38 protein-coding genes are annotated in these 22,436 nt (G+C 30.7%); 33 read left to right on the top strand and 5 right to left on the bottom strand.

Going from position 1 to position 22,436, the window contains the following annotated elements; translation table 11 throughout:
- Positions 1–10 precede the first annotated feature (10 nt).
- From B7E05_RS00240 to B7E05_RS00325, 18 genes are all read left to right on the top strand, one after another.
- Positions 11–193: a hypothetical protein gene (locus B7E05_RS00240; protein WP_080871747.1), complete on the top strand. Its 183-nt coding sequence runs from the start codon at positions 11–13 to the stop codon at positions 191–193.
- Positions 194–232: 39 nt separating this feature from the next.
- The gene (locus B7E05_RS00245; RefSeq protein ID WP_080871748.1) at positions 233–457 is read left to right on the top strand and encodes a hypothetical protein; all 225 of its coding nucleotides are present in this window, start codon (positions 233–235) and stop codon (positions 455–457) included.
- Positions 458–491: 34 nt separating this feature from the next.
- Entirely contained in the window at positions 492–752 is a 261-nt protein-coding gene (locus tag B7E05_RS00250; RefSeq protein WP_080871749.1) for a hypothetical protein, read from the top strand.
- A gap of 50 nt (positions 753–802) precedes the next feature.
- Positions 803–1,051, top strand: a complete 249-nt coding sequence (locus tag B7E05_RS00255; protein WP_080871750.1) for a hypothetical protein — start codon at positions 803–805, stop codon at positions 1,049–1,051.
- A gap of 233 nt (positions 1,052–1,284) precedes the next feature.
- Positions 1,285–1,566, top strand: a complete 282-nt coding sequence (locus B7E05_RS00265) for a hypothetical protein (RefSeq protein WP_080871752.1) — start codon at positions 1,285–1,287, stop codon at positions 1,564–1,566.
- A 180-nt stretch (positions 1,567–1,746) separates the two neighbouring features.
- Positions 1,747–2,046, top strand: coding sequence for a hypothetical protein (locus tag B7E05_RS21830; RefSeq protein ID WP_143833141.1), 300 nt, complete (start codon positions 1,747–1,749; stop codon positions 2,044–2,046).
- Between the two features lie 21 nt (positions 2,047–2,067).
- A complete protein-coding gene (locus tag B7E05_RS00270) occupies positions 2,068–2,301 on the top strand; it encodes a hypothetical protein (RefSeq protein WP_080871753.1) in 234 nt (77 codons plus the stop codon).
- A gap of 72 nt (positions 2,302–2,373) precedes the next feature.
- Positions 2,374–3,075, top strand: coding sequence for a hypothetical protein (locus tag B7E05_RS00275; protein ID WP_080871754.1), 702 nt, complete (start codon positions 2,374–2,376; stop codon positions 3,073–3,075).
- 15 nt (positions 3,076–3,090) lie between these two features.
- Positions 3,091–3,360 (top strand): hypothetical protein, encoded by a 270-nt coding sequence (locus B7E05_RS00280; protein WP_080871755.1) that lies wholly within the window; start codon positions 3,091–3,093, stop codon positions 3,358–3,360.
- A gap of 62 nt (positions 3,361–3,422) precedes the next feature.
- Positions 3,423–3,782, top strand: a complete 360-nt coding sequence (locus B7E05_RS00285; protein ID WP_080871756.1) for a hypothetical protein — start codon at positions 3,423–3,425, stop codon at positions 3,780–3,782.
- A gap of 26 nt (positions 3,783–3,808) precedes the next feature.
- A complete protein-coding gene (locus B7E05_RS00290; protein WP_080871757.1) occupies positions 3,809–4,060 on the top strand; it encodes a hypothetical protein in 252 nt (83 codons plus the stop codon).
- A gap of 42 nt (positions 4,061–4,102) precedes the next feature.
- Complete coding sequence (locus B7E05_RS00295; RefSeq protein WP_080871758.1) at positions 4,103–4,774, top strand: hypothetical protein; 672 nt, start codon at positions 4,103–4,105, stop codon at positions 4,772–4,774.
- A gap of 52 nt (positions 4,775–4,826) precedes the next feature.
- A complete protein-coding gene (locus tag B7E05_RS00300) occupies positions 4,827–5,174 on the top strand; it encodes a hypothetical protein (protein WP_080871759.1) in 348 nt (115 codons plus the stop codon).
- Between the two features lie 19 nt (positions 5,175–5,193).
- Positions 5,194–5,517, top strand: coding sequence for a hypothetical protein (locus B7E05_RS00305; RefSeq protein ID WP_080871760.1), 324 nt, complete (start codon positions 5,194–5,196; stop codon positions 5,515–5,517).
- A gap of 47 nt (positions 5,518–5,564) precedes the next feature.
- Entirely contained in the window at positions 5,565–5,831 is a 267-nt protein-coding gene (locus tag B7E05_RS00310; RefSeq protein WP_080871761.1) for a hypothetical protein, read from the top strand.
- A gap of 18 nt (positions 5,832–5,849) precedes the next feature.
- Positions 5,850–6,461 carry a recombinase family protein gene (locus tag B7E05_RS00315; RefSeq protein WP_080871762.1) on the top strand — a complete coding sequence of 204 codons (612 nt, stop codon included), beginning with the start codon at positions 5,850–5,852 and terminating at the stop codon, positions 6,459–6,461.
- A gap of 63 nt (positions 6,462–6,524) precedes the next feature.
- Positions 6,525–6,971 carry a hypothetical protein gene (locus B7E05_RS00320; protein WP_080871763.1) on the top strand — a complete coding sequence of 149 codons (447 nt, stop codon included), beginning with the start codon at positions 6,525–6,527 and terminating at the stop codon, positions 6,969–6,971.
- A gap of 5 nt (positions 6,972–6,976) precedes the next feature.
- Positions 6,977–7,612: a hypothetical protein gene (locus tag B7E05_RS00325; RefSeq protein ID WP_143833143.1), complete on the top strand. Its 636-nt coding sequence runs from the start codon at positions 6,977–6,979 to the stop codon at positions 7,610–7,612.
- A gap of 35 nt (positions 7,613–7,647) precedes the next feature.
- Here the strand turns inward: B7E05_RS00325 and B7E05_RS00330 are convergent, their stop codons facing one another.
- The 3 genes from B7E05_RS00330 to B7E05_RS00335 form a co-directional block, all read right to left on the bottom strand.
- The gene (locus B7E05_RS00330) at positions 7,648–7,854 is read right to left on the bottom strand and encodes a hypothetical protein (protein ID WP_143833144.1); all 207 of its coding nucleotides are present in this window, start codon (positions 7,852–7,854) and stop codon (positions 7,648–7,650) included.
- Positions 7,855–7,866: 12 nt separating this feature from the next.
- Positions 7,867–8,016 carry a hydrophobic protein gene (locus B7E05_RS21835; protein ID WP_179134419.1) on the bottom strand — a complete coding sequence of 50 codons (150 nt, stop codon included), beginning with the start codon at positions 8,014–8,016 and terminating at the stop codon, positions 7,867–7,869.
- A gap of 271 nt (positions 8,017–8,287) precedes the next feature.
- A complete protein-coding gene (locus tag B7E05_RS00335) occupies positions 8,288–8,473 on the bottom strand; it encodes a hypothetical protein (RefSeq protein ID WP_080871766.1) in 186 nt (61 codons plus the stop codon).
- A gap of 219 nt (positions 8,474–8,692) precedes the next feature.
- On the opposite strand from B7E05_RS00335, the gene B7E05_RS00340 reads away from it, so the two are divergent.
- The 6 genes from B7E05_RS00340 to B7E05_RS00365 all read left to right on the top strand — a co-directional run bounded on the left by B7E05_RS00340 (position 8,693) and on the right by B7E05_RS00365 (position 14,420).
- Positions 8,693–8,884, top strand: a complete 192-nt coding sequence (locus B7E05_RS00340; RefSeq protein WP_080871767.1) for a hypothetical protein — start codon at positions 8,693–8,695, stop codon at positions 8,882–8,884.
- Positions 8,885–8,925: 41 nt separating this feature from the next.
- The gene (locus B7E05_RS00345) at positions 8,926–9,573 is read left to right on the top strand and encodes a restriction endonuclease (RefSeq protein ID WP_080871768.1); all 648 of its coding nucleotides are present in this window, start codon (positions 8,926–8,928) and stop codon (positions 9,571–9,573) included.
- Positions 9,574–9,684: 111 nt separating this feature from the next.
- A complete protein-coding gene (locus tag B7E05_RS00350) occupies positions 9,685–9,954 on the top strand; it encodes an AbrB/MazE/SpoVT family DNA-binding domain-containing protein (RefSeq protein ID WP_080871769.1) in 270 nt (89 codons plus the stop codon).
- A gap of 46 nt (positions 9,955–10,000) precedes the next feature.
- Positions 10,001–12,169, top strand: coding sequence for a type IA DNA topoisomerase (locus B7E05_RS00355; RefSeq protein WP_080871770.1), 2,169 nt, complete (start codon positions 10,001–10,003; stop codon positions 12,167–12,169).
- A gap of 30 nt (positions 12,170–12,199) precedes the next feature.
- Positions 12,200–13,510, top strand: a complete 1,311-nt coding sequence (locus B7E05_RS00360) for a hypothetical protein (RefSeq protein ID WP_080871771.1) — start codon at positions 12,200–12,202, stop codon at positions 13,508–13,510.
- 40 nt (positions 13,511–13,550) lie between these two features.
- A complete protein-coding gene (locus B7E05_RS00365) occupies positions 13,551–14,420 on the top strand; it encodes a hypothetical protein (RefSeq protein WP_080871772.1) in 870 nt (289 codons plus the stop codon).
- Between the two features lie 688 nt (positions 14,421–15,108).
- On the opposite strand, the gene B7E05_RS00370 is transcribed toward B7E05_RS00365, so the two are convergent.
- Positions 15,109–15,525: a type II toxin-antitoxin system PemK/MazF family toxin gene (locus B7E05_RS00370; RefSeq protein ID WP_080871773.1), complete on the bottom strand. Its 417-nt coding sequence runs from the start codon at positions 15,523–15,525 to the stop codon at positions 15,109–15,111.
- A 3-nt stretch (positions 15,526–15,528) separates the two neighbouring features.
- The gene (locus tag B7E05_RS00375; protein WP_080871774.1) at positions 15,529–15,714 is read right to left on the bottom strand and encodes a hypothetical protein; all 186 of its coding nucleotides are present in this window, start codon (positions 15,712–15,714) and stop codon (positions 15,529–15,531) included.
- A 180-nt stretch (positions 15,715–15,894) separates the two neighbouring features.
- Here B7E05_RS00375 and B7E05_RS00380 point away from each other — a divergent pair, with 180 nt between their 5' ends.
- The 9 genes from B7E05_RS00380 (at position 15,895) to B7E05_RS00420 (ending at position 22,420) form a co-directional block, all read left to right on the top strand.
- Entirely contained in the window at positions 15,895–17,256 is a 1,362-nt protein-coding gene (locus B7E05_RS00380; RefSeq protein WP_080871775.1) for an MmcB family DNA repair protein, read from the top strand.
- 88 nt (positions 17,257–17,344) lie between these two features.
- Complete coding sequence (locus B7E05_RS22010; RefSeq protein ID WP_179134420.1) at positions 17,345–17,506, top strand: defense against restriction DarA-related protein; 162 nt, start codon at positions 17,345–17,347, stop codon at positions 17,504–17,506.
- A gap of 150 nt (positions 17,507–17,656) precedes the next feature.
- Positions 17,657–18,319, top strand: a complete 663-nt coding sequence (locus B7E05_RS00385) for a hypothetical protein (protein ID WP_080871776.1) — start codon at positions 17,657–17,659, stop codon at positions 18,317–18,319.
- Between the two features lie 201 nt (positions 18,320–18,520).
- Entirely contained in the window at positions 18,521–18,706 is a 186-nt protein-coding gene (locus B7E05_RS00390; RefSeq protein ID WP_080871777.1) for a hypothetical protein, read from the top strand.
- A gap of 97 nt (positions 18,707–18,803) precedes the next feature.
- On the top strand, positions 18,804–19,043 hold the full coding sequence (locus tag B7E05_RS00395) for a hypothetical protein (RefSeq protein ID WP_080871778.1): 240 nt from the start codon (positions 18,804–18,806) through the stop codon (positions 19,041–19,043).
- Positions 19,044–19,152: 109 nt separating this feature from the next.
- Complete coding sequence (locus B7E05_RS00400) at positions 19,153–19,956, top strand: ParA family protein (protein WP_080871779.1); 804 nt, start codon at positions 19,153–19,155, stop codon at positions 19,954–19,956.
- Positions 19,949–20,188 (top strand): hypothetical protein, encoded by a 240-nt coding sequence (locus B7E05_RS00405; RefSeq protein WP_080871780.1) that lies wholly within the window; start codon positions 19,949–19,951, stop codon positions 20,186–20,188. The genes B7E05_RS00400 and B7E05_RS00405 overlap by 8 nt, the downstream gene beginning before the upstream one ends.
- 643 nt (positions 20,189–20,831) lie before the next feature.
- Positions 20,832–21,953, top strand: a complete 1,122-nt coding sequence (locus B7E05_RS00415; RefSeq protein ID WP_080871782.1) for a hypothetical protein — start codon at positions 20,832–20,834, stop codon at positions 21,951–21,953.
- 206 nt (positions 21,954–22,159) lie between these two features.
- Positions 22,160–22,420 (top strand): hypothetical protein, encoded by a 261-nt coding sequence (locus B7E05_RS00420; protein ID WP_080871783.1) that lies wholly within the window; start codon positions 22,160–22,162, stop codon positions 22,418–22,420.
- Positions 22,421–22,436: the final 16 nt, after the last annotated feature.

The following is a 22,436-nucleotide window of genomic DNA, read 5'->3' on the forward strand; positions in this document are numbered from 1 at the left end:
AGAATGTAAAATGAACGAAAAATCTAAACTCAACCATATACAATCTAAAGTTGGTTTACTAATTAGTTATTTTGGAGAGGACAACCCCAAGTTAAAAAGTGAACTAGAGGATATATTGCAAATGGTAGAACAAGAGCAAGAAACAAGAAGTGAATTAACAAATACTCTTTATAATGTGATTAGTAAGATGTAACTTATTTATAAAAATAAATTTTATATGAAGTCTTAGAAAGTGAAAAATAATACAAAAATAAGGATTCCTAAAAAATATCAGCACATGCTTACTGAAGTTGATAAAGATTCTGATGGTTACTGGGCTTATAGTGAATATGGCTATCGTTTTAGCTTTATGGAATCTCACACAGCACATGAGGATACTCAAAAGGAATTGCTATCTGTCATAGATACACTTGAAGAGTGTAATTGTGACGAGTGTAATGAATTTAAGAAAGAATAAAATTACATCTCAATGAAAAAATGGAGGTTTTAAAATGAATAAATACAATAATTATTCTACATTGGAACATTACGAGGGCAGAATATGGTTTACAAAAACTGACAATAAAAAAGAGCAACAAGGAATAAACATATGTCAAGAAACTAAAGAGGATTTTCGAGTTTTATATTATGTGATAAAAACTGAAAAAGGATATACATTCGATCACAATAAATATTATAGCTTAGATAATATTGTTTACGAATGTTTAAAATCAAACGGTACATTGTGGATGCTAGAAGATTTAGCAACTTGATAGCATTTTCGGAAGAATAAAAAGTAAATTTTATAAGAGGGGGCAGGATAATGTCTGTATTAAAGGAAGCAACTAAACTAGACGATACCTATAAAGCAATTTCTCTTGATTTATTTGATATGCAGGATGACGAAGAAAGAATTATAGATGAGGTAAAATTCCAACTAGATACTTTAAAGTATAGTCGTGGATTGACGGATGAACAATTAGAGGAAGAAGGATATACAGATGGACAAATACAGCGCATGAAAAATACAGCAATAAAACATCTTGAAGCCTTCTTGAATAAATACAGTTAAAAACTACATTTTATAAAGGGGTGCTTATCAAGGGTGAGAAGTGAAAGCGAAATTAAAGAACTTATAAATTCATTAAATAAAGACATGGAAACACTAAGGAGAAATTATTCTAACTGGCATGATGAAAACGTTCCTTTAGAAATGATAAGAGAAAATCAATATCGGGTACACACGTTGGAATGGGTGTTGGGAAAACACGAGCGATTCGATTAAAGGAGGAAGATTGAAATAATATGAATGCATTGCAAATATTTTTATTTTTATTCATCATTAGTCTCCCTTTAGTTCCATTTCTGTCAGTGCTAGTAAGTAGAATTGCAAGAAAGCTAAAAACAGAAGTTAATACTAATGATGATATAAAACCAAATGGAGAACACGATAAGCCTGTGATGAAAACTAACCCTTACAAACATATAATCAGTATTTCTACTATTATATTTATACTCATTGCTATATCAGTGCCTGAAAAAATTATAGAAATGATTGAATTCCTTCTCGGTTTATTTGTAAATTAAATTTTATATAAATAACGAAAAATGTATTATTGTAGTATTGTATTATTGTGTTATATATGATATACTTATAATATGAAGTTAACAAATATTATAAGTAAAATTTGATCAGGAGGTTATTAATTATGCTAATGGTAATTGTTTATAAAAACGGAAAAGAAGTAACCAGAGGAATTTCTTTAGGTGGTAAACACTACACTGAAAAAAAACCCTGAACAATGGACAGATATTTGTGATGAATGTTCTTCATATCATACTAAAAATAACAGAAGATATTACCATGATGAATCGACTTACTTTCAAGAATTGCAAGACAACGGCAAGGGGCGGGAAGTTGTTTATGACAGCAGAACCGGCATTGACAATACAGTAGAATATCCCTTACCTGAATGGTTCGGAAACGTAAACAAACCCATTCCTGACTATAACCATAAGCTCGTTGATGGGTATATCATAAGCGAATTCATTAGATATATTGAATAAGACATCAAGGAGGATTTTAAAATGAATAAAATATGGGTGCTTTTAGGAATTGTATTGGTCGCATCAATTATTGTATTAATGGCTATCCCAATTTCCAACCTTGCTGAGTTAGTGATTTCTGAACCTAATGCGACCAGTGCAGATTATAAAGCGGTAGTTAACGATGGTAAAAATTATATAATAATAGCTATTACAATAGCTATGGTTGGTTGGAGTTTTCAAAGAATGTTTTTAAGAAAAAATGATAACGAATAGTTTCATGCTAGCTTGCATTAAGGTAGCTTTAGTGCAAGCAATGGATGAAATTATTAACTAGGAGGTTTAAACATGAGTGAAAGGTTAAAAGAAGTAGACCTATTCGAGCCAGTTAAAGATTTCCTATTAAAGCAGGGTTGTTCTAATGTTTATGGAGAAGTTGCTAATTGTGATGTAGTGGGTTTGCAAGGTGCGGTTGACATCATCGTAGAATTAAAAACGTCCTTAAATTTCAAAGTTTTAGATCAGGCGTTGGATAGATTACACTTAGGTCATTACATTTACATCGCAATACCAAGAAGAAAAAGTTACCTCCCAAGGTCAGCAGAGAAAATGCTTAAACAGAACGGAATTGGCGTTTTAGAGGTCGAGGAAGATAAATATCACGAAAAACTATATGAAGAAAAAAAGCTGATAGCTAATGTTTCGATTCCGGCAAAATTCAATAGAATCTCAGTACAATATCAAAAAAAGAAGAAAGATTTCAACCGTATAAGAAAATATATCAAACCTTATCATAAAGAACAATCAGGGGGATTACCGAGCGGGAAAGTAGTTACTGATTATTCTGTTACAATGGACAATATCAAATTTTATTTAAAGTATGATAAACGCTCTAAATGGGCAACAGTTGATGAAATATTGAACCGGTGTGAAACGCATTATTCTAACCCCAAACCTTCTGTCAGTAGTACATTGCGACAAGAGTGGAATAGTGATTGGGTCGAAACAAAAGTTGAGAACGGAAAAAGGTATTTCAAGTATAAAACATAACTGGAGGGTTGTCATATGTCTGTTTCTATTGATGGTAAAGTTCACAGAAGTATTTCTGTCGTGAAATACGGAGAACCTTTTCCAGTAGCCAAAAGAAGTATCGAGCGATATATAGAATCTTATGGACACGTCCTTATTTACATTATTGAATTGGGGCAACCAAAGTGGACAGAGCGATTAACAGTAGAAATCCCTATGAAGTTTGTAATAACAGATATTATTAACCCTAGTAAAAGCTATAATGATTCAAAAAAGAGAAATCACTTGAAATTAATAAAGGAGTAAAACAGTAAATAAAAAGGGATTTCACACTAACGTAACTAAAGAAGAAGTCGGAGGTAGTAAAATTGACGGGAAATGAATTATTAAAAAAACTAAAAAATGAATTTAATTTGAATTATTTTGGTGAATCAGAATCAAGTGGAAAATTTTATTTTGAAAAAATTGGTCAAGGTGAATGGTACGTGGAAATATCGCCTAAAGAAAAAAGAGTTCGATTCCCTGAAATTAATTCACTGCTTAGTCAAGATGAACAGGTAGAAATATGGAATGAGTACGTAGAGATATTCTATCTATTGATTAATTATTCAGGTTGTTGGTGGGAATTAGGGATGGGAACACCATTAAATATAAAATATAAATTTAAGAGCTATAAATCAGTTGATTATACTGATTCTATTGCTAAGTTTACTGTATTTTATAAATAAGCTAATAATAACAAGGAGGTTTATTAATGATAGAAGCTAGATTATTCAAATTCCCTATTACTGATTTTGAGGAAGTTTATGTCATTGTTGACAAAGAAAACAACCGATTGCATATTTCTTCTTTCAATTATGAATATAATCTAACATTAAAATTAAGTAATTTAGAAAATGATTTAGATGAAGAAATAAATAGGAATATACATCGGCAAGAATTAAATTTTGGTGATAAAGTGCGCCGAATCACAAAGGAGATTATCACAGAATTAAATAACAAATGAGAATTATATGGAGGATAAGTTAGCTAATCAAGGGGGATTCACATGAAGCATGATACGTTTTCCATGAAAATAAAAATAAGAGATTCTTTAAGAAAAACCAATAAAATTATAGTTATTTTTGTATTAGCATACCTTGTTTTGATATTTCTAACTAATCTAATAAGCAGTTTTTTTACCAACATGACAATAATAGAAATCACGCAATTACCGATTTTGAATTGGCTTACTATTTTAGCAATCATTGCCTTGATATTGTATGCTTTGTCTTTTTTAGCAGTAAAAAAGATTGACCAATCAGTAAATCAAGAAATTGTTGAAGCTATGGAAACAATAGAGTATGAGCTTAATAAAACCAATGAACCAATTGAATTTGAAACTATCCAAGAATTGATTACTAACTATAATTCAGAAGTAACTTTAATGGTTGGGTATAATGAGCGATGGGAAAGAAATATATCGATACTGGAAGAAACCATTGAAATATTAAATAAAATAAACTTGGAAGAACCAATTGAAGAAGAATTAGGTGATTCAGACTTTATATTGGAACAAATGAATGACAGAGAAAACACTTTTTTTGTTATTTCTTCACAAGGCACTTATATTGCAGAATTTTATATTGAACGCAGATCAGAATATTCCTTCCTTCCAGATGAAATTATATTAGAGAAATTCTTTAAAAAAAATGATGAATTTGGAGAGGTGTTATTATGACTGACCAGAATAAAATTTTCAATCAGATATTGGAAAAGTGGTGAAATTTATAATGTTGATTAAAGAATACACTTTGATTGCAGGCTATGAACTATTTCCAAATGAAATTATTATACCTTTAACTATTGACAAAGAAGAAAATTGTAAAACATGCGATATACCAACTTTCCAAATACAATACTTGTCAAAAGACAGATTTAATCATACGGCTATAAATATTTGCTCGATTTGTCCTAAATGTGATGAACTCCTTGTTTTTTGGGAAGAATTTAAAAATGCTGTTCTCCAATTAGATAAAACAAGATGTGCAGTTTGTAAGAAAAAAGAAAGAATGATTGATAATCTATGTAAGAAATGCCATCCTTACGCACCTCCGGAAGAATACTGGGATAATTTTTAACGAAAGGACGGTGATAGCTTTGGTTATGAACTTAATAGTATACACTGGCAATAAAAAAAGGTGGAACGATTCTAAAGATGATTGTGAAATAGCTGAATTTATAGCAGGTTATAAAAATCCTCAAACTCATAAACTTTTAGACATATTAAAATACGATGAAACAGAAAATACTACTGACATTCCAGAAGAGATGTGGGAAGGTCTAGATTATGATGCTACTACTACTTTGAGCGACTTTAAAAATGCTAAAAAATTAGTAAGTACCAATGACGAAAAGATAGTCAAATTTATTGATGAAGTAATAAATAATGCGGACACAGAAAAATTATACCTAATGTTTTAGGGATTCTAATACGAAATTACTTAATAGTTAAGTTAGGAGGATAGGAAGTGAAAAAATACTATTATGAAGAATTGATTCAGACATATAAAAAGCAATTAGAAATATATCTCAACTCTTTAAAAGGGAATAACCTCTTACCTGATTCCGATATTTACAACCTTATTTCGAGAGAATATGCTGTAATCATTTCCGATATCTCTAATGATTTTCCCGAAATCAAACTAAGCGACTTACAACCAATTACCAATACTTTTCAAGATGTTCAGAATGATTACTGTCAATATATAAAAGAATTAGCAGGTTCAAACTTTTAACAAGGAGAGCGAGAAACAATGAATGTTGGCTATATACGAGTTAGTAGCAAGGGACAAAACGTTGATAGACAGAAGAAATCTTTAGAAGAATACGGTTGTGAGAAAGTTTTTATTGATAAAAAATCCGGAAAAGATTTAGAACGAGAACAGTATCATGAAATGAAATCTTTTATACGTGAAAAAGATATCGTCATATTTGCAGAGTTAGATCGTTTAGGTCGTAACCGAGAAGAAATTAATCAGGAGTGGAACGATTTAATTAATAGAGGTTGTGATATTAAGGTTTTGGATATGCCTATCCTCGACACAACACAATATAAAGATGATATGGGGAAATTTATACTGACTATTGCCAGAGAACTTTTAGGATATATTGCAGAGCAAGAGAGAGTGAAATTATTAGAACGGCAACGCCAAGGAATTGAAATCGCAAAACAAAAAGGGAAATACCAAGGTGCTGAAAAATTTTATCGCCCAGATAGTAAAAATCCGGAGTTTCGTTATAAATATTATCAGATAATCGATTTATTAGAAAAAAAAGTCCCTGTTTCACAAATTTCCAGAGATGTGAGGGTTAGCCGGAATACCGTTTATCGAATAAAGAAAGAGAAGGATTATGCATCATTGTAGCATTGTGTAATTGTGTTATTAATATTATAATATGATTAAAAACATAAGTAGGGGAGGTTTGAAATGAATAAATTTATTATTGGTTCTCAAAATACCTACGGAGAAGAAAAAGAAAAACTAGGGATTATAGATAAAAATTCATTCAATAAGTTTTTAGAAGACCTAGAATATATTGACGCAGATAGAATTAATGCCGGAATGGTAGGAGGAAATCACTGTACAAAAATAGCAAATACTTTACGCTGTTTTGAAATCTCCTTTGATAATCGTTACAGTGATATTTTATATATTAATAATCTTTCCATTATAAATAACAGTGTGTTCAATGGAGAAAAAACTGATTTAGAAATCCTGTTATGGGTGTCTAAAGAAATGGCAGAAGGAATTGCAGAAATACTAGATGAAAATATCCGGTATGGTGGTTTTTATGATGACAACTTTTTAAAAAACACTAGAGATTTTTTACTTCAAACTTATATAAGCTGTGTTAACTATCATTTAGTGAAATAGATTGTTTGGAATTTAAACAATGTAGTAAAGTATTATTGTGTTATTGTATTAATAATGTTATAATCTTTATAATTAAACTAAGAAGGGAGAAATTCATTATTCAAAAGTTTGATGGTCATTCAATTTTAGTCGGAAATACAGGGGTAGGAAAAACGCATACCTTGATAAATCACTTATCTAGTAATGATGGAAGAAACAAATTAATAGTACATGAAGACGATTTGAATGAATACGGACAGGAAATAAAAGAACTGAAAGAAAAAGGGTATCAGCACTATGATTTAACAGACGATTTAATTTCTCTTTATCAAACAAGAGGTCATTTAGAAAAAAGCGTTGTACAAGCAAACTTAAAGGAATACAAATTTGACTCCCACCTAGAATATGTAGCAAAGTTTATTGAAACACTTGTTATTAATGAAGCATCCAGATTTGAAAAAGAAGGAATCAGATCTGGATGGGATATTTATATTGATGGTTCTAAAGCTACCCAAATGTTAAATTACGTTAGCAGAAATGTTTTTGCTGTTTGTTTAGCTTATGGAATCACCTTTTATGTAACTGCATTATCTGAAAAAGATATTCATGAAAATCTTGAAGAAGTAAGGTTAGCTCAATTTAATCAATATGCACTAAGTTAGTAAGGTAGAAAAAGTATAACCATCAATATTAGTGGTTATACTTTTTTCTCTGTTTCAGATATGGTTTTCCATAAATCATTTAATTTTAATGCATTTTTTAAACTCATATTTTCAATATCGCTTTCTTTTCGAGTAAATCGAGACAGGGTAGTTTGAGCTATCCCTGTCCTTTTAGAAATTTGATAATTAGTTAGTCCAGATTCAAATAACAATTTATTAATATTGTCTTTAATATCAGTCACCACAATATCCTCCTATCTGGTATCTTTTTTACCTTTCGTACCGATCATTTTTACAATAAACAATAGTAACCAAATAACCGAGACAATTAAGCCTACCCATTGAATCATATTCATATTGTCGAAATCAATATCTGCAAGTAATACAACCATTAATATAAACACTGTTAAATCACTGCTGTTTATCCTTTTCATAATATCATGAAAGATGCTGTCACTGTGTTATAATATATAGAAGGAGGGGAACAACGCCCCCTCTTTCTATTCTTCCTCATCGTCGTTTTTTAGCCTATCGTAAATATCAAGTGACGCCTTGATACTTGCTATGATTCCGGCGACGATGAGGACTATATTTCTTACATCTTCCACTTGTTCACCTCCCTTTAATGTGATACCTTTATTATACTACCTTTTCCGGTAGTAGTCAATAGTTTTTTTACCTTTCTTCTAATTCATTTAACCATTCTAACCATTCATCTACGAGATTGTACTTTTCACTGCATTCGATACATGCCAGGCTTTTCCCCCAACCTTCGAGAAATATGTCATCACCACCACATATATACACTGTTTTTTCGCAATAATCGCATTCATCTTCTGTAAGTGTTTGAAGATTTTCCATGTTCATTCCTCCTTTGAATTTATACCTTTATTATACTACCTTTTCCGGTAGTAGTGAATCTTTATCCACTAATCAAGCCATCAAAAATATGCCTTCAATACAAGGGATTAATCCCTTTTCAATTTTTCTATAAATACTATTTTTTGCATCATTGTAGTATTGTGTTATTGTGTTATTTATGATATAATGGGTTTACACAATCAGAAAGGGGTAAATACAATGAAAAACCAAAAAATTTATGTAAATCAATTAAGCGAAAAAGAACAAGAAAGCATTCTAAATCAAGTGTCTTTACATTTATACCAAATGGAGGGGATCAGAAAAGAAGAACAAGAAGAAGCCTTAGAAAATGCGCAAAACAGTAAGCTCAATGACTTAACAGGAATCATAGATGTATCAGAGTATTTATAAATACTCTGATACCCTTTAAAAAATGAAAGTGAGTTGATTATATGGAAGAAATCCTTCTATACCTAGTAGGAATTATTATTGCTATTATGATTGTTCCTGTTTTAATCAAAAAAACATTCCTTTGGGTAAGAGAAAGGCAAATGCTAAAAAAACTTTCCCAAGCAGGTATGCCGGACATTGATAAAATGGATGGACACCAATTTGAAGTTTATTTAAAAGCCTTATTAAAGGAGTTAAACTATAAATCGGCAGTGACGAGTGGTTCTCATGATTTTGGGGCAGACCTTATCATGAAAAAAGACGGAAAAAAAGTTTCTATTCAAGCTAAACGATACAGATATAAAAATAGAGTTAGTCTTGATGCTGTTCAACAAGTATACGCATCAAAGCCTTATTATAAAACGGATGAATGTTGGGTTGTTACTAATAGTATGTTTACAAAATCAGCAATTAAACTCGCTGAAGCCTGTGATGTAAAACTATATGACCGTTACGCATTGGCGGATTTAATTAACCAATCTAAAGCAACGATAAAACCAAAGGATATAAAAAATACAGTTGAGCCAGAAGAAAGAAAATGTCCTGTTTGTTCCGGAAAACTGGTGCAGAGAAAAAGTAAAACCGGAAATCAATTTATGGGATGTTCTAACTATCCAAAATGTAATCACACCGAGCCGGTAGCTAAATAAAAGCCGGTTCTTTTTCCTATCATTGTAGTAATGTGGTATTGTATTATTGTGTGATATATGGTAAAATAATAGTAGAATAGATTTTATGTTTAAACTGAAAGGAGTTTTATAATGAAAAGCACTGGAGTTATTAGAAAGGTAGACCAACTAGGAAGGGTGGTTTTGCCAAAGTTATTTAGACAGAAGTTAAAAATTGAAGATGGAGACCCTGTTGAAATTTCCCTTGAAGAAGATAAAGTTATATTACAAAAGTACCAATCAAATGCTTGTGCTATTACTGGTGAAGTGAAGGACGATAACATATCATTATTAAATGGAAATTTAACGCTTAGCAAAGACGGAGCTAAAATGCTGATTGAGGAACTCACTCGAAGGATATAAAGACATGTTTATTATGCTAATAGGAAGAAAGGAGACTGATTAATCAATGGGAAATGTAGTGGTGGTTGCTGAAAAACCCAGTCAAGCCAGAGATTACGCAAATGCTTATGAAATTGAACAAAAAAATAAGTATTCAATTAAAATTAAACCAAACAACACATTTAAAGATGGCGCTATAATAACTTGGGCTGTCGGTCATTTACTGGAACTATATAAGCCCCAAGATTACGATGAAAAATATAAAAGGTGGTCTTTAGAAAACCTTCCTATTATCCCTGATACTTTTCACTATCAGGTGATGGAGGATAAAAAAGCTCAATTTAATGAGGTAGTCAAATTATTAAAACAAGCCAGTCTTATTATTAACGGCACTGACGCAGACAGAGCTGGCGAAGCTATATTTCAAAATATTGTTTCCCATGCTAATATCACCGGAAAACCAATTAAACGATTATGGATTAATTCTTTGCACGCAAATGAAATAAGAAAAGGAATGGACAATTTAATTGACGGAAAAGAGAAAGAACGGAAAGCTATTGAAGAACAAGCAAGAGAAAAAAGCGACTGGTTAATAGGTATGAATCTATCCCCTTTAGTCACTCTATTACTTCAGGAAAAAGGCTATGAAGGTACAATAGGAGTTGGCAGAGTCCAAACTCCTACCGTTTATTTGATATATCAGAGACAAAAAGAAATTGAAAATTTTGTCTCAAAGCCGTTTTATCAACTTGAAGGAAATTTTAAGGTTGCGAATGGAAACTATAAAGGAATGGCAAATATCAAAGAAGATTCTAAAGAGGTCGTTCAATCTTTGCTTAAAGAACATGAATTACAAGAAGAAACTGATTATAATGGCGTTATAGAATCTGTAGATAAGAAAGAAAAACATCAAAAAGCGCCACAACTGCATTCATTAGATACATTACAGAAGGTTTCCAACAAAAAATGGAAATATACATTAAAACAGGTGCTTGATACAGTTCAGGAATTATATGACAAGAAAATTCTGACCTATCCAAGAACTGAAACCAATTTTATCACAGAAAATGAATTCAACTATATAAAAGATAACGTATATAAATATCAAAAAGTAATAGGGAATGAGTTTCCTATTAAAACTTTAGAACCGAGAAAAGAATATGTTGACGGGTCAAAGGTACAGGAGCATTATGCCATCGTTCCAACGTTAAAAATCCCTACAGATAAAGAAATAGAAAACATGACTTCAGAACAGAAGAACATTTATTTTGAAGTTCTCTATGTTACGCTCGGCATGTTCGCAGAAAATTATATCTATGAAGAAACAACGATTATTACAGACGTACAGGGAATTAAATTCAAATCAACTGGTAAAGTGGAAAAAGAAAAAGGGTGGAAAGCTCTATTCCCTGAATCAGTAAAGAAAGAGACAAAAAAAGATAATAAAGAAAAAGTCCTTCCATCAGTAGAACAAAATGAAAATGCTACTTCCAATGTGAATATCAAAGAAGGAGAAACAAAACCTCCTAAGCCTTATACAGAAGGTCAACTGGTTGATATGATGATTACTTGTGGTAAGCACGTAGAAGATGAAGAAGAATATAAAATGCTAAAAGAAACTGGAGGACTTGGAACAAATGCTACAAGATCAGATATTGTTGAAAAAATAAAAAAAGAAAATTATATTGAAATAAATAAAAATATTGTTTCAGTTACAGAAAAAGGAACTGTTCTTTGCGAAGCTATTCAAGGTACGTTGCTAGCTAGTCCTTCCATGACTGCCAAGTGGGAAGGATATCTAAAAAAGATAGGGGAAGGGTCTGGTACGCAAGAACAGTTTCTGAAAACAACAACTGCCTTTATAAACAAAACAATACAGGATTTACCGCAAAGTTTGAACGCCAATACCAATATCCCTAAAATTATAGAAAAGGAGCGTGAAAGTAAACGTATTGCTAAATGTCCATCATGTCAAAAAGGGGATATTGTTAAAATAAATACTAAACAGAAGAAAACTTTTTATGCTTGTTCAGAGTATAAAAGTGGTTGCCAATTTATCCTTCCTAATAAATATGCAGGCAAAGTCCTTACAACATCTGTTATTCAAAAACTATGTCAAAAGAAAGAAACGCCTGAAATCAAGGGATTTAAAAGCACCAAAAATAAAGGAAAAACTTTTTCTGCCAAGTTATATTTAGACAATGATTTTAAATTGAAATTTTCATTTAAAAAATAATTTCAAATTATTGAGAAAGGGTTGACGTAAATGGATGATAAAGAGCTTTTAAAAAACGTATTTGATAATCAAGTTTCTATCGAACAGACAGATTACAGAATTAAAGACCATAAAGAAGCTATTGAAAATGTTAATAAAGACCTTGCAGAATCATATGATTTTGAAATAAAATCCGGAGCTTTAAGCGATGAAAGTTTTGCAGGAATGGCAGAAGATAAAGTAAACAATTTTTCAAAAGAAATAGAAAAGGAAGAAGCATATTTATCAACAAAAAGACAAGAAGAAGCACAGTTAAAAGAAGCCGTTCAAGACAAAGGGTATGAGTGGGATGATTATTTAAAAGAAAACAAAGTCAATGGAATGATTGAAGCCTATACGGCAGGTGGAATGAGTTATGAAGAATCTTATGATTTTGTTCATAGCGAGGAAGCCGGCTTAGAGGAACTTAAAAATGCTATTAATGAATTTCATGTGGAAGAATTTGATATTTCAGATGAAGAGAGCATAAAAGAATTAAATCAAAATGATGTTGTTCCTCTCGTTCATTCGTCACTTGGTGATAGTGACGAATTGCATGTACAAACTTTCTTAAATGTATCCGAAAAAAGACTTGAAAAAGTTGTTAGTGGCGACTATCTGGAAGAAGTGGAATATTTAAATTATGATAGTATTCAAGAAATCATAGAAGACTTAGAAGAAAACGAATTTGATTATTTTATTGAACTAGATGAAATAGATAAAGAAGAATTGATAGAAAAAAATAATGCCTATACAGTATCAGAGGAACAAATAAGAGAAAATACCGATACGTTAGGTACAATCATGTACGAACCAAACAATAAAGCACAACAATCATTATTAGTAGAAAATCTTAAAACTGGTAAAAATCATGAGTACGCAATTAATAATATGAATATCCAATCAAAAGGCAGACAGATTCCTCTGTCCCAGATGTTAGATAGCAAGAATTTAACAGAAATGAATCATTCCATAAAAAACAATGAACCGACTTCATTTATGTTAAATAAAAATGAAATGCAAAAAGTAGAACAGCAGGGCTTGAAAAAAGGTTTAGAAACTAATATTCCTGACAATAAGCAAGAAGCCTTATTGGAATTAAAAGAACAATATACTTCTTTCCAACATGCTTTAAAGGAAGAAAGCAAGGGTGAATTAACGGAAGAAAAAGTCATCAATCGAATGGAAATTGAAAACAAATACAATTCATCCAAAACTGAAGTAACCGAAACTTATCCTGAAAGCAAAGAAACCATTCAAATGATGGAGAAAAACGTTAGATCACAGCAGGTTAAAAGTAATCAAAATAATTTAAGTATGTAACATTCATCCAATTCTTTTTATAAAGAAAGGAATGATTAGAATGGGTTATCAGGAAAACCTACTTGAAATTAAAAATAAAAATATCCAAAAGCAAGTGGATAATCACCATGAATATCGTACAGAAAATCATGGTCGCCTGTCTATGGTAGATTTATTGGCAGTTGTGGAAGTTGAAAAGCCTTATAAAGATTTAAAAGTCGGTCAGCAATATTTGCTTGTTGGTGGGGAAAGTTCACACCAACGCAATAAATCCCAAATTGAAGATGAATTGCAAATTAAAGGCGTAAAAAATGTTATTCCTATTGAAGACATTAATATCCCTAAAGATGAGCTAGAATCTCGATTTGGTATTTCTGATACAGGGTATTCTCATGATGATATCAACTCCCATGTCAATTATATAGAAAAATTTGACCCTTTAATTTATCAGGATTATGTTGCCACAGGAAAAATTGTACATGAGCCGGACAGCACAGAGTTATTGATACAGAATTTGAAAACAGAGCAAGAAGCAAAATATCCTATTAATCAGAGAGAAAAATTTTCAGATATATTTGAGGAAGATAATAGTTTCAATTTGAATTATGCTCTTGAAAACAATTTAGATATGCAAGTTTTATTAAATGAGAAGGAATTAGACAGACTGGAAAAAAGCAATCAAACTGAAAAAGATACTTTGTTAGATTTAAAAGGACAGTATACTTCTTATCAACATGCTTTAAAGGAAGAAAACAAGGGTGAATTATCAGAGGAAAAGGTTGTGAACCGGATGAAATTAGAAAATGACTATAATTCCTCCAAGGAAAATACAATAAAGGTTTACCCTGAAAGCAAAGAAACCATTCAAATGATGGAAAAAAACGTTAGAACACAGCAGGTTAAAAGCAATCAAAATAATTTAAGTATGTAAATTAAAAAAGACAGATAACTCCATTTTATAATGGTTATCTGTCTTTTTTTGAATTACCAGTACCCGAAACCTGAAGTGGATTCGGGCAGAATTTTCAAATGAGAAATTTGAAAATTTTTGGTATTAGGCTATTAGCGCCTGCTATAGTTGTCATGTTGCTAAGTCAATCAACTCAACTTTCCACGTCACCTAGTTATCAATTGCTGACAATGACGATTCCAGAGGGATAATCAGAATAACCTAACGCACTTTATGATAACTCAACAGCACTCCAGATTGTTAAATTACTCGGATTAACTACAAACTATAGGACTTGTTAAAACCTAGTATAGACACAATCTTAAACTTTTAAACTTTATTTCTTTTAAAAAGAATAATATAAATAAAAAAGTATTCGCCATAAATGAATAAGCACTGTGATACCGTAAAGCGAAAGAATAATGTAATCTATAACCTCTAAATGATTGAAGTCAATAAATGCCATTATAACTAACATCCCAACGATCAGCGCCATGATATTTGTATATCCAAATTTTTTGAGCATTATATTTGTAGATGCGTTATACTGTTAACTACAGGGAAGGTTTTATCTGTCCCTGTGAGTTATTTGCGACGTTTCTTCTTGGCGGGAGAGCGTCTCTTTTTTGCCTTTAACGCACCTACTCTATCCTCCTTCACTCTAATTAATTTATCTTTGCATACCCTTATTCACTGTATACTTGGTTTGAAATTCCATCCTGTTACAGTGTGTGACGTGTTTCATGACAGCAAGATGCTCTTTGCTCGTAATTTGTCCGTAACGTTCACAGCTTTCCAGATTTGCTTTATTTAATATTACTTCATTATCATTAGTACATAACACTGCTGAATCTTTACTTAATCCGTTTTCATCATTTTTATTGATTCTCACACCATATTTTTTAGTTATATAATTATCAGTCCGGCTAGTTATTGTTTTACATACCAGTTCATCATCGGTTGATTTAATAACAAGACAAGGTCTTTTAACAGGGGTGGTTTCCTCTCCTGTTTCTTTATTGATAAACGATAATTTTACGCCTATAATGTCTTTCCGTTTTACATCATATGGAGATATTTCTTCCATAAGCTACCCTTGCCACAATTTCATTTGTTTTTTGTCATTTACATCAACAACAACATGACCTTTTTCGTTATATTCAACTTTATTCGGTTTTTTACCTAGTTTTCTGAATAACTTATCTTGTTCTTCCTTTACTTTTTCTAAACGGTCAATTTCTTTTTCAATTTCTTCATTGCTCATTTCGTTATTCATAAGATAAACACCCCTTCATTTGAATTATATAAATAATTATAACACATCCTGAAAGAAAAGTGTAGTATTGTGTTATTGTGTTATATTTTATATTGATTATTAAAATAAATAAAAACATCAATAAAAATATTTTGTTATAATAAAAAGTGTACGGTACACTTTTTAAAGTAAGGTGATGCTATGAAAATAACAGGTAAAGATACGACAAGTAAAAAAATATTAGAAGCTATGGATACAGGTATCAACTTAAAAGAGATACCATCTCATTTTCCAGTATCTTTAGATCAGGCTAAGCGTTTAAGTCGTTATTATAATATCATTATGCTTTCTAAATCCTATCTGCCCGAAAACATAACAGCAAAAGTACAGATGCTTGGATTAAAAGCCTTGTATTTAGCTCCTTTATTCAAAAACAAAGATTGGGATGGTTTAGTAGAAATTTTGAGTGTAGTTGACCACCAAACTAAGCGCAAAGATTTACCAGTTTTAATGCAGTCTTTAGAAGAAAAGAGAAATCGGATATCAGAATTTCAATCCGAGATAGAAACTAAATTGAAAGAGTTAGAACATCGAGAGCATGAATTGCTATTATCTAAACAAGATATTCAAAGTAAGCAAGAGCAAATTAATAAAGAAATTCGTTTTTTAAATAAATACCCAAAAGATACACAACAGTTTTTACTACATCATTTAGGTATATACGAAAAGAAGTTAGTCCTTGCCCGCAGATTAGATTCAAGATGGCAACGAGCATTAAAAAAGAAAGAAATTTTAACGTATAGTAAGGAAGATTACATTTGGTATATCAACGATTTAGATGCATTTGCTTATGATTATCAAAAGCGTATTACTCGAAAGACACCCTACCCTACAGAGTGGGATTATGAAAAAGAAGTTAAGCGCCACCAAAACGCAAACTTTGTTATTCCAACCAGTCCGGTTTATCGTTTACCAGAAGGAATTGCGCAAGATTTACGTGCTTCTGTCGATGCCATACAAAAAAATATTAATCAAATAGAATCCGAGAGAGTATCTATCAAACAGGAAATGAAACGCATCAGAAAATTGAACCCACAATCTTTTATGGAATCCGTTGAAGCAATAAATACGTTATCTTCTAGGGACTTAAAAATCCATGGAGCTTTACAGGATAAAGCATTAAAATGGTTATATCAAAAGGATTATATCGTTTCAAGCGAAGTCGTACTACCTAATGGCAAACGAGCTGATGTGATTGGTTATAACCAAGACGGTCATATTATTATTGTCGAAGTGAAAGCATCGGTAGAAGATTTCCAAAAGGATGATAAATGGATGACTTATCTTGATTATTGTCATGAATTGTATTTCCTTCTAAAAGAAGAAATAGATTCTATTTTCTATTCTAATGAATCGATGGAGGGGATTGGATTACTTCGAGAAATGCGAAATGGTTTAATTATTAAAGAGCCATTTATACGTAACCAGAGCGTTAATGAATCAGAAACAATACAGCATACTATCAATAAATCTTTATCAAAGAAATTCGTATTCGGATATTAAATAATACATTTACCGTTGTGTTATTGTGTTATTGTGTTATAATGTAATTAGAAATCAATTGATAATACTGTATATTAGGAGTGATTAAATGTATTGGTACGAATTTATTCATAGAGGTTTATCTCTTGGTTGTCAGCCAAAAGGATTTGTTGCTCATGATGAAACCAAAGGGAAATATGGTTGGGTCGCTTACGACAGAGAGCTTACAGAAAAAGAGGTATTTGATTATGAATTAAAGAAAGTAAACTAATTTCTTATATAAGCCTTCATAAGAAGGCTCATATGTTATCTTAATAAAATTGTGTTATTGTAAAAATGAGGTATTGTATTATTGTGTTATATAAATATTTATGATATTCTTCTTATTAATAGATTAACCCTAATGAAAGGAGATTATACTATGTATTTAGAAAAAGAAATTTCTAATTTACTAGAGGATAAAGCCCACAACAAAAAACTATATGAGGAATTAATTAACCCGAATAATAATAGCTTTCCCAGCCCCGACGTATTATTTGTAAGAAACGTATTATTTAGATCACTTAGTGATAGCGACATTGCCAAACTGACAAAAGAAGCGATAGAAGATATAAATAACACTCTCTTCCAAAAACAAACAGAGCAATTTCTGAAAATCCTTTCTAACGAATTAAGAAAAAGCAATGAAGAAACGTTATCAGAGATGTTTGATTTTGTATTGTATTTATATAAACAGGAAGAAGACGTTCCTAATTTGGAATGGCTAAAAAGACGGTTGGGGATCATTCATCCCATGAGCAAATACTGGGACAAAAACCCAGGTATATATAAAGAAGGTTTAATAAATGAATTAAAATTTTGTGTTGATGGTATTGAAGAAACTCAAAAAAGGATTCCTTCTCCTGAACGTTTATATCAAAATTATTTCAAACATTTATTTGTAGAATACCATGCAGGCATGAAGGGTTTAAATCTATATGTACTTATTATCTCGTTCCAAGCATTTCAAAGAGAAAACGATATATCTCACAATACGCCGTTATCCTTATTTGTAAATGAACATTATAGTGAATATAAAATATGAAGCCAGTAAAGGCTTTTTATTTTATACATTAAAAATGTGTTATTGTGGTGTTGTGTTATTGTGTTATATATGATATACTTCTAATAAGAAGTTAACAAAAGGATTCTTCCCTTCAAATAAGGAAGGATTTATTTTATCCATTATTGTGTTATTGAAGTATTGTGTTATACAGAAAAAATTCATTTATGGGAGTTGATTAATATGGCAACAATTTCATGCTGTGGAGAAAAACTTACTTGTAAAGGACATACAACTACTTGTCCATTTTGTTTATCTAGCTACAATAGAAACGGCGAACCTTCAGCAGACCATGAACAATGGATGAATGAAACGGAAGAACCTTTACAAATTATAATGACACCACTGATTAATGACGATTGGAAGTAGATTCCTTTCTACTGAATGAACTAAGAGGAATCCTCCGGATGTTTAGCCCAGAAGGATTATGGTAGCAAGCAAAATGGTTATAAGGAGTGATTCTATTATGAATCAAAAACAAACCAATATATACGATTATCTTTCCAAGAATGATGATGAATTTTATATTAAATTATCGGAATTAAATAAAGGCGATTCGATCTCTATAGAAAACATTATAATCTTCTTAAATAAATTTGGTTTTTTTGAAGTATCTTATCAAGATGAAGAAGAATCGGCTTTTCAACAATTAACAGATTGTTATAATTATGTTTCTGAAAAACTGGATGAATTAAAATTGAAATAATGTAGTATTGAGTTAATGTACTATAGATACATTTTAATTTTTTCTAGTTGTGTTATTGAGTTATTGTATTATATAGTATATAATTAAAATTTGAAGGGAGAATACATTTATGTCTAATGTAATAACAGTCGGTAATTTTAAAGGTGGCGTTGGTAAAACAACTAACTCGGTTATGCTTTCTTATATATTGAATGAAAAAGGATACAAGGTGCTAATGATTGATTTTGACCCACAAGCCAATGCAACTAAATTCTTAACAAACACCTTTGATGTCAACTTGAGTAACTTTACAAGTATTTATGAAGCCATTGAGAAGCAAAAATTATCTGATGCTATTCTTAATCTTACAGAAGGCTTTCATTTACTCCCTAGTGCGTTGGATTTAGTTAATTTCAAGGATTTTCTGACAGAAAAAATTGGTGACAGCGACAAATCAAATAAGCATTATTTCCTTAAATTTCTGCTCGAAGATATAAAAGATAACTATGATTTTGTTATAATTGATATTCCTCCAACAATTTCAGAGTTTTCCAACAATGCAATAACGGCGTCTGATTATGCATTAATAGTCATGCAAACAGATATCGATTCATTGTTAGGAGCAATAGAATTTAATGATTACGTGAATGAGATGCAACAATTTAATCCAAATGTTGATGTAGTTGGTGTACTTCCTTACTTCCGTAAAAAAAGGAGTAGAAATGACAAGTATATTTTCAAAACAAGCCGGACTAATGACGCACTAAATATTAAAAATTTAATGTTTAAGAGTTATGTGTATGACCATGATAGGGTACAGACCTTTAGGGTTAATGGTATAACCAATAAAGATCACCACGATAAAACCGTATTTAAAATGTATAACGGTGTAACAGATGAATTAATTAAGAAAGTAGGTATAGAAAATGGCTGAAAAAGACTTCAATGAATTTTTAGAAAAACAAAAACAAGGAAAAAAGGAAAATCCAATTACCACTAATAAAAAAAACAAAAAAGAACCTAAAAAACAACCACAATATAAATCGATTCGTATTTATCCTGATGATTTCGAGGATTTCAGAAAACTGGCTTTTGAACAGAATAAACACATCGTTGAAATGGTTAGCGAAGCACTGGAACTACTCAAAGACCAGTATAAGGATTAATTTAATGGAGCAATTATAAGAAAGGGGGAGAGATTATGGTGAATACAGCGAAAAAATATTTGAACAGCACTACCTTATTTATATTTATTGCACTTGTAATCCTTGCTTCCCTGATTTTTATAATTGCAACAAATATAAAGTTGATACTTCTAGGGGTAGTAGCCATTCCATTATTGTTTATAGTTGGATATATAATCTTTAAAATATCTATATTGTTACTATCTATGTCACTTACAGTTATTAGTATAATCGTTCTGTTTTCAATTATCGGATGGTGTATATATTTATTTGGGTAGAAGATAGTAAAAAGCTATCTTCTTTTTTCTAGAAAATATTACAAATTCCTCAAAAGTATGTTATGATATTAAAAGAAATAGATATTTCGTGTTTCAGGAAAATATTATTAATTCTGGATATTAATTTAATTTTAAATACAAAAAAAGAAAACCCTCTGGCTCTCTATTATTTTATGGTTCTGTCGCCAAACAACCCATAAAATAAATCCTCAACAGAAGGTTTTACTCTATAAACAGTTTATTCAAATATGTGTTTATTATAACACATACATATAAATAAGTATAGAGTAAAAATCTCTGTTTTGTCAAAAAAAGGGCTAGTGGACAAAAGTGGAGGTTTTTTTATTATGTTAAATGGAAAAAATGTGAATTTTAAACAAGGGAAAGAACCACGAAAGCAATTAGAACTGCCTACATTACATTTTATTGTAACCGATCAGTGGACAGATATTTTATCTGAAAAAGCTATTTTTTCTTGGTTAAAAATGTATTCTTGGTGCAAACGTGATGTAGAAGATGCAAACGTAAATCTATGGGAACAATCAAAGATTCCTTTAAGTTTTACAATGATTAAAAAGAAACTGAAAGTGGGTAACGATACTTTTTATAACAAAATATTAAAACCCTTATGGAACGTGGGTCTTATTGACATTGAAGAATATGATGATTCAGACAATAAAGGAACAAAACCAATGAATATAATCGTTTACAAATATCCTCAAAACAATAAAGCATTAGCTTATGAACCTATTGAAAATGTTAGGAATTATGATAAGGATTATCATTCTAACGCCAGAACATTTGCTAAAAGGGGAGGTAGACCTAAAAAACAGGGGGGTTCTGAAATAGAACACCCCCCTGTTCCAAAAGAGAACCCCCCCCTGTTCTCAAATAGAACACCGGGGGGTTCTGAAATAGAACACATTAATACTCTTAATAGTATTAGTAATAACCTTAACTTTATAAATAATACTCTTAATAGTATTAATAAGATTATTAATTCTTCTTCTTATAATAAAAAGCAATCAAACCCTATTGAATATCCATATACTGAAAATCAAGATGCGGAAGAAGAAGAAAAAAAATATAAAGATAATCCTTCTTCATGGAATCAAACGCAACAAGAACAAATGATTTTACTAATTGATAAATTAACTCAAAAAGGATGGGGAGAAAATAAAATAAAAACTATTATCAAAAAATTAACAGAAAATAGTATCTTTCAATTCACGACTAAAGAAATCGATCGACAAGTGGATTACATGAATAAAGAAATGGGTAAAGATACAGTAAATTTCCATACAGATGAAGGATTTGCTATTTATTTTGTAAATGGTATTGAAAAATTAATCAATCAATCCCAAATTGTATCAATTTATCAGAGAGAACAAATGATTGAACAGCAATTAAAAGAAGAACGGTCAAAAGAGAGGAAATCATTATATTATAACTGGTTGGAAGAAGCCTGAAATTTATATATATTGAATAATCCCTAGTATACCTTGTATCCCTATATATAAGTTTGATATGATTATTTACGAATTTAAAATAAAAATATCATTCGTTTAACTAGAAAATGCGTATGTTGAAATAAATTTTTCTGTATTTGAAATAAAAATTTTGAAATATATATTGCAAATTAGTTAGAACTAATATATAATGGGGGTACAAGGTGATGGAAATGAATATGGTGATACCAAAATTTTACGAATCTCTAGAAAGATACTCGATTAAGTATGACGACAAGACAGGTTATTTATCTGACACATTAATATTTATTATTTTTGAATCGCACAAAAAATTACCAGTGAACAGAGTTTTGATTTTTAAGGATTATTTTTTATTTATCGATGACGAGAAAAAAGAAAGTCGAAAAGTATTTTTTAAGCAAATTAAAGGTTACAAAAAGCCAGATGATTACATTGAAATTAAGTAAATTATGAGGTGGTTTC

Origin of the sequence: Oceanobacillus timonensis (assembly GCF_900166635.1) — a bacterium.
Taxonomy (GTDB): domain Bacteria; phylum Bacillota; class Bacilli; order Bacillales; family Amphibacillaceae; genus Oceanobacillus; species Oceanobacillus timonensis.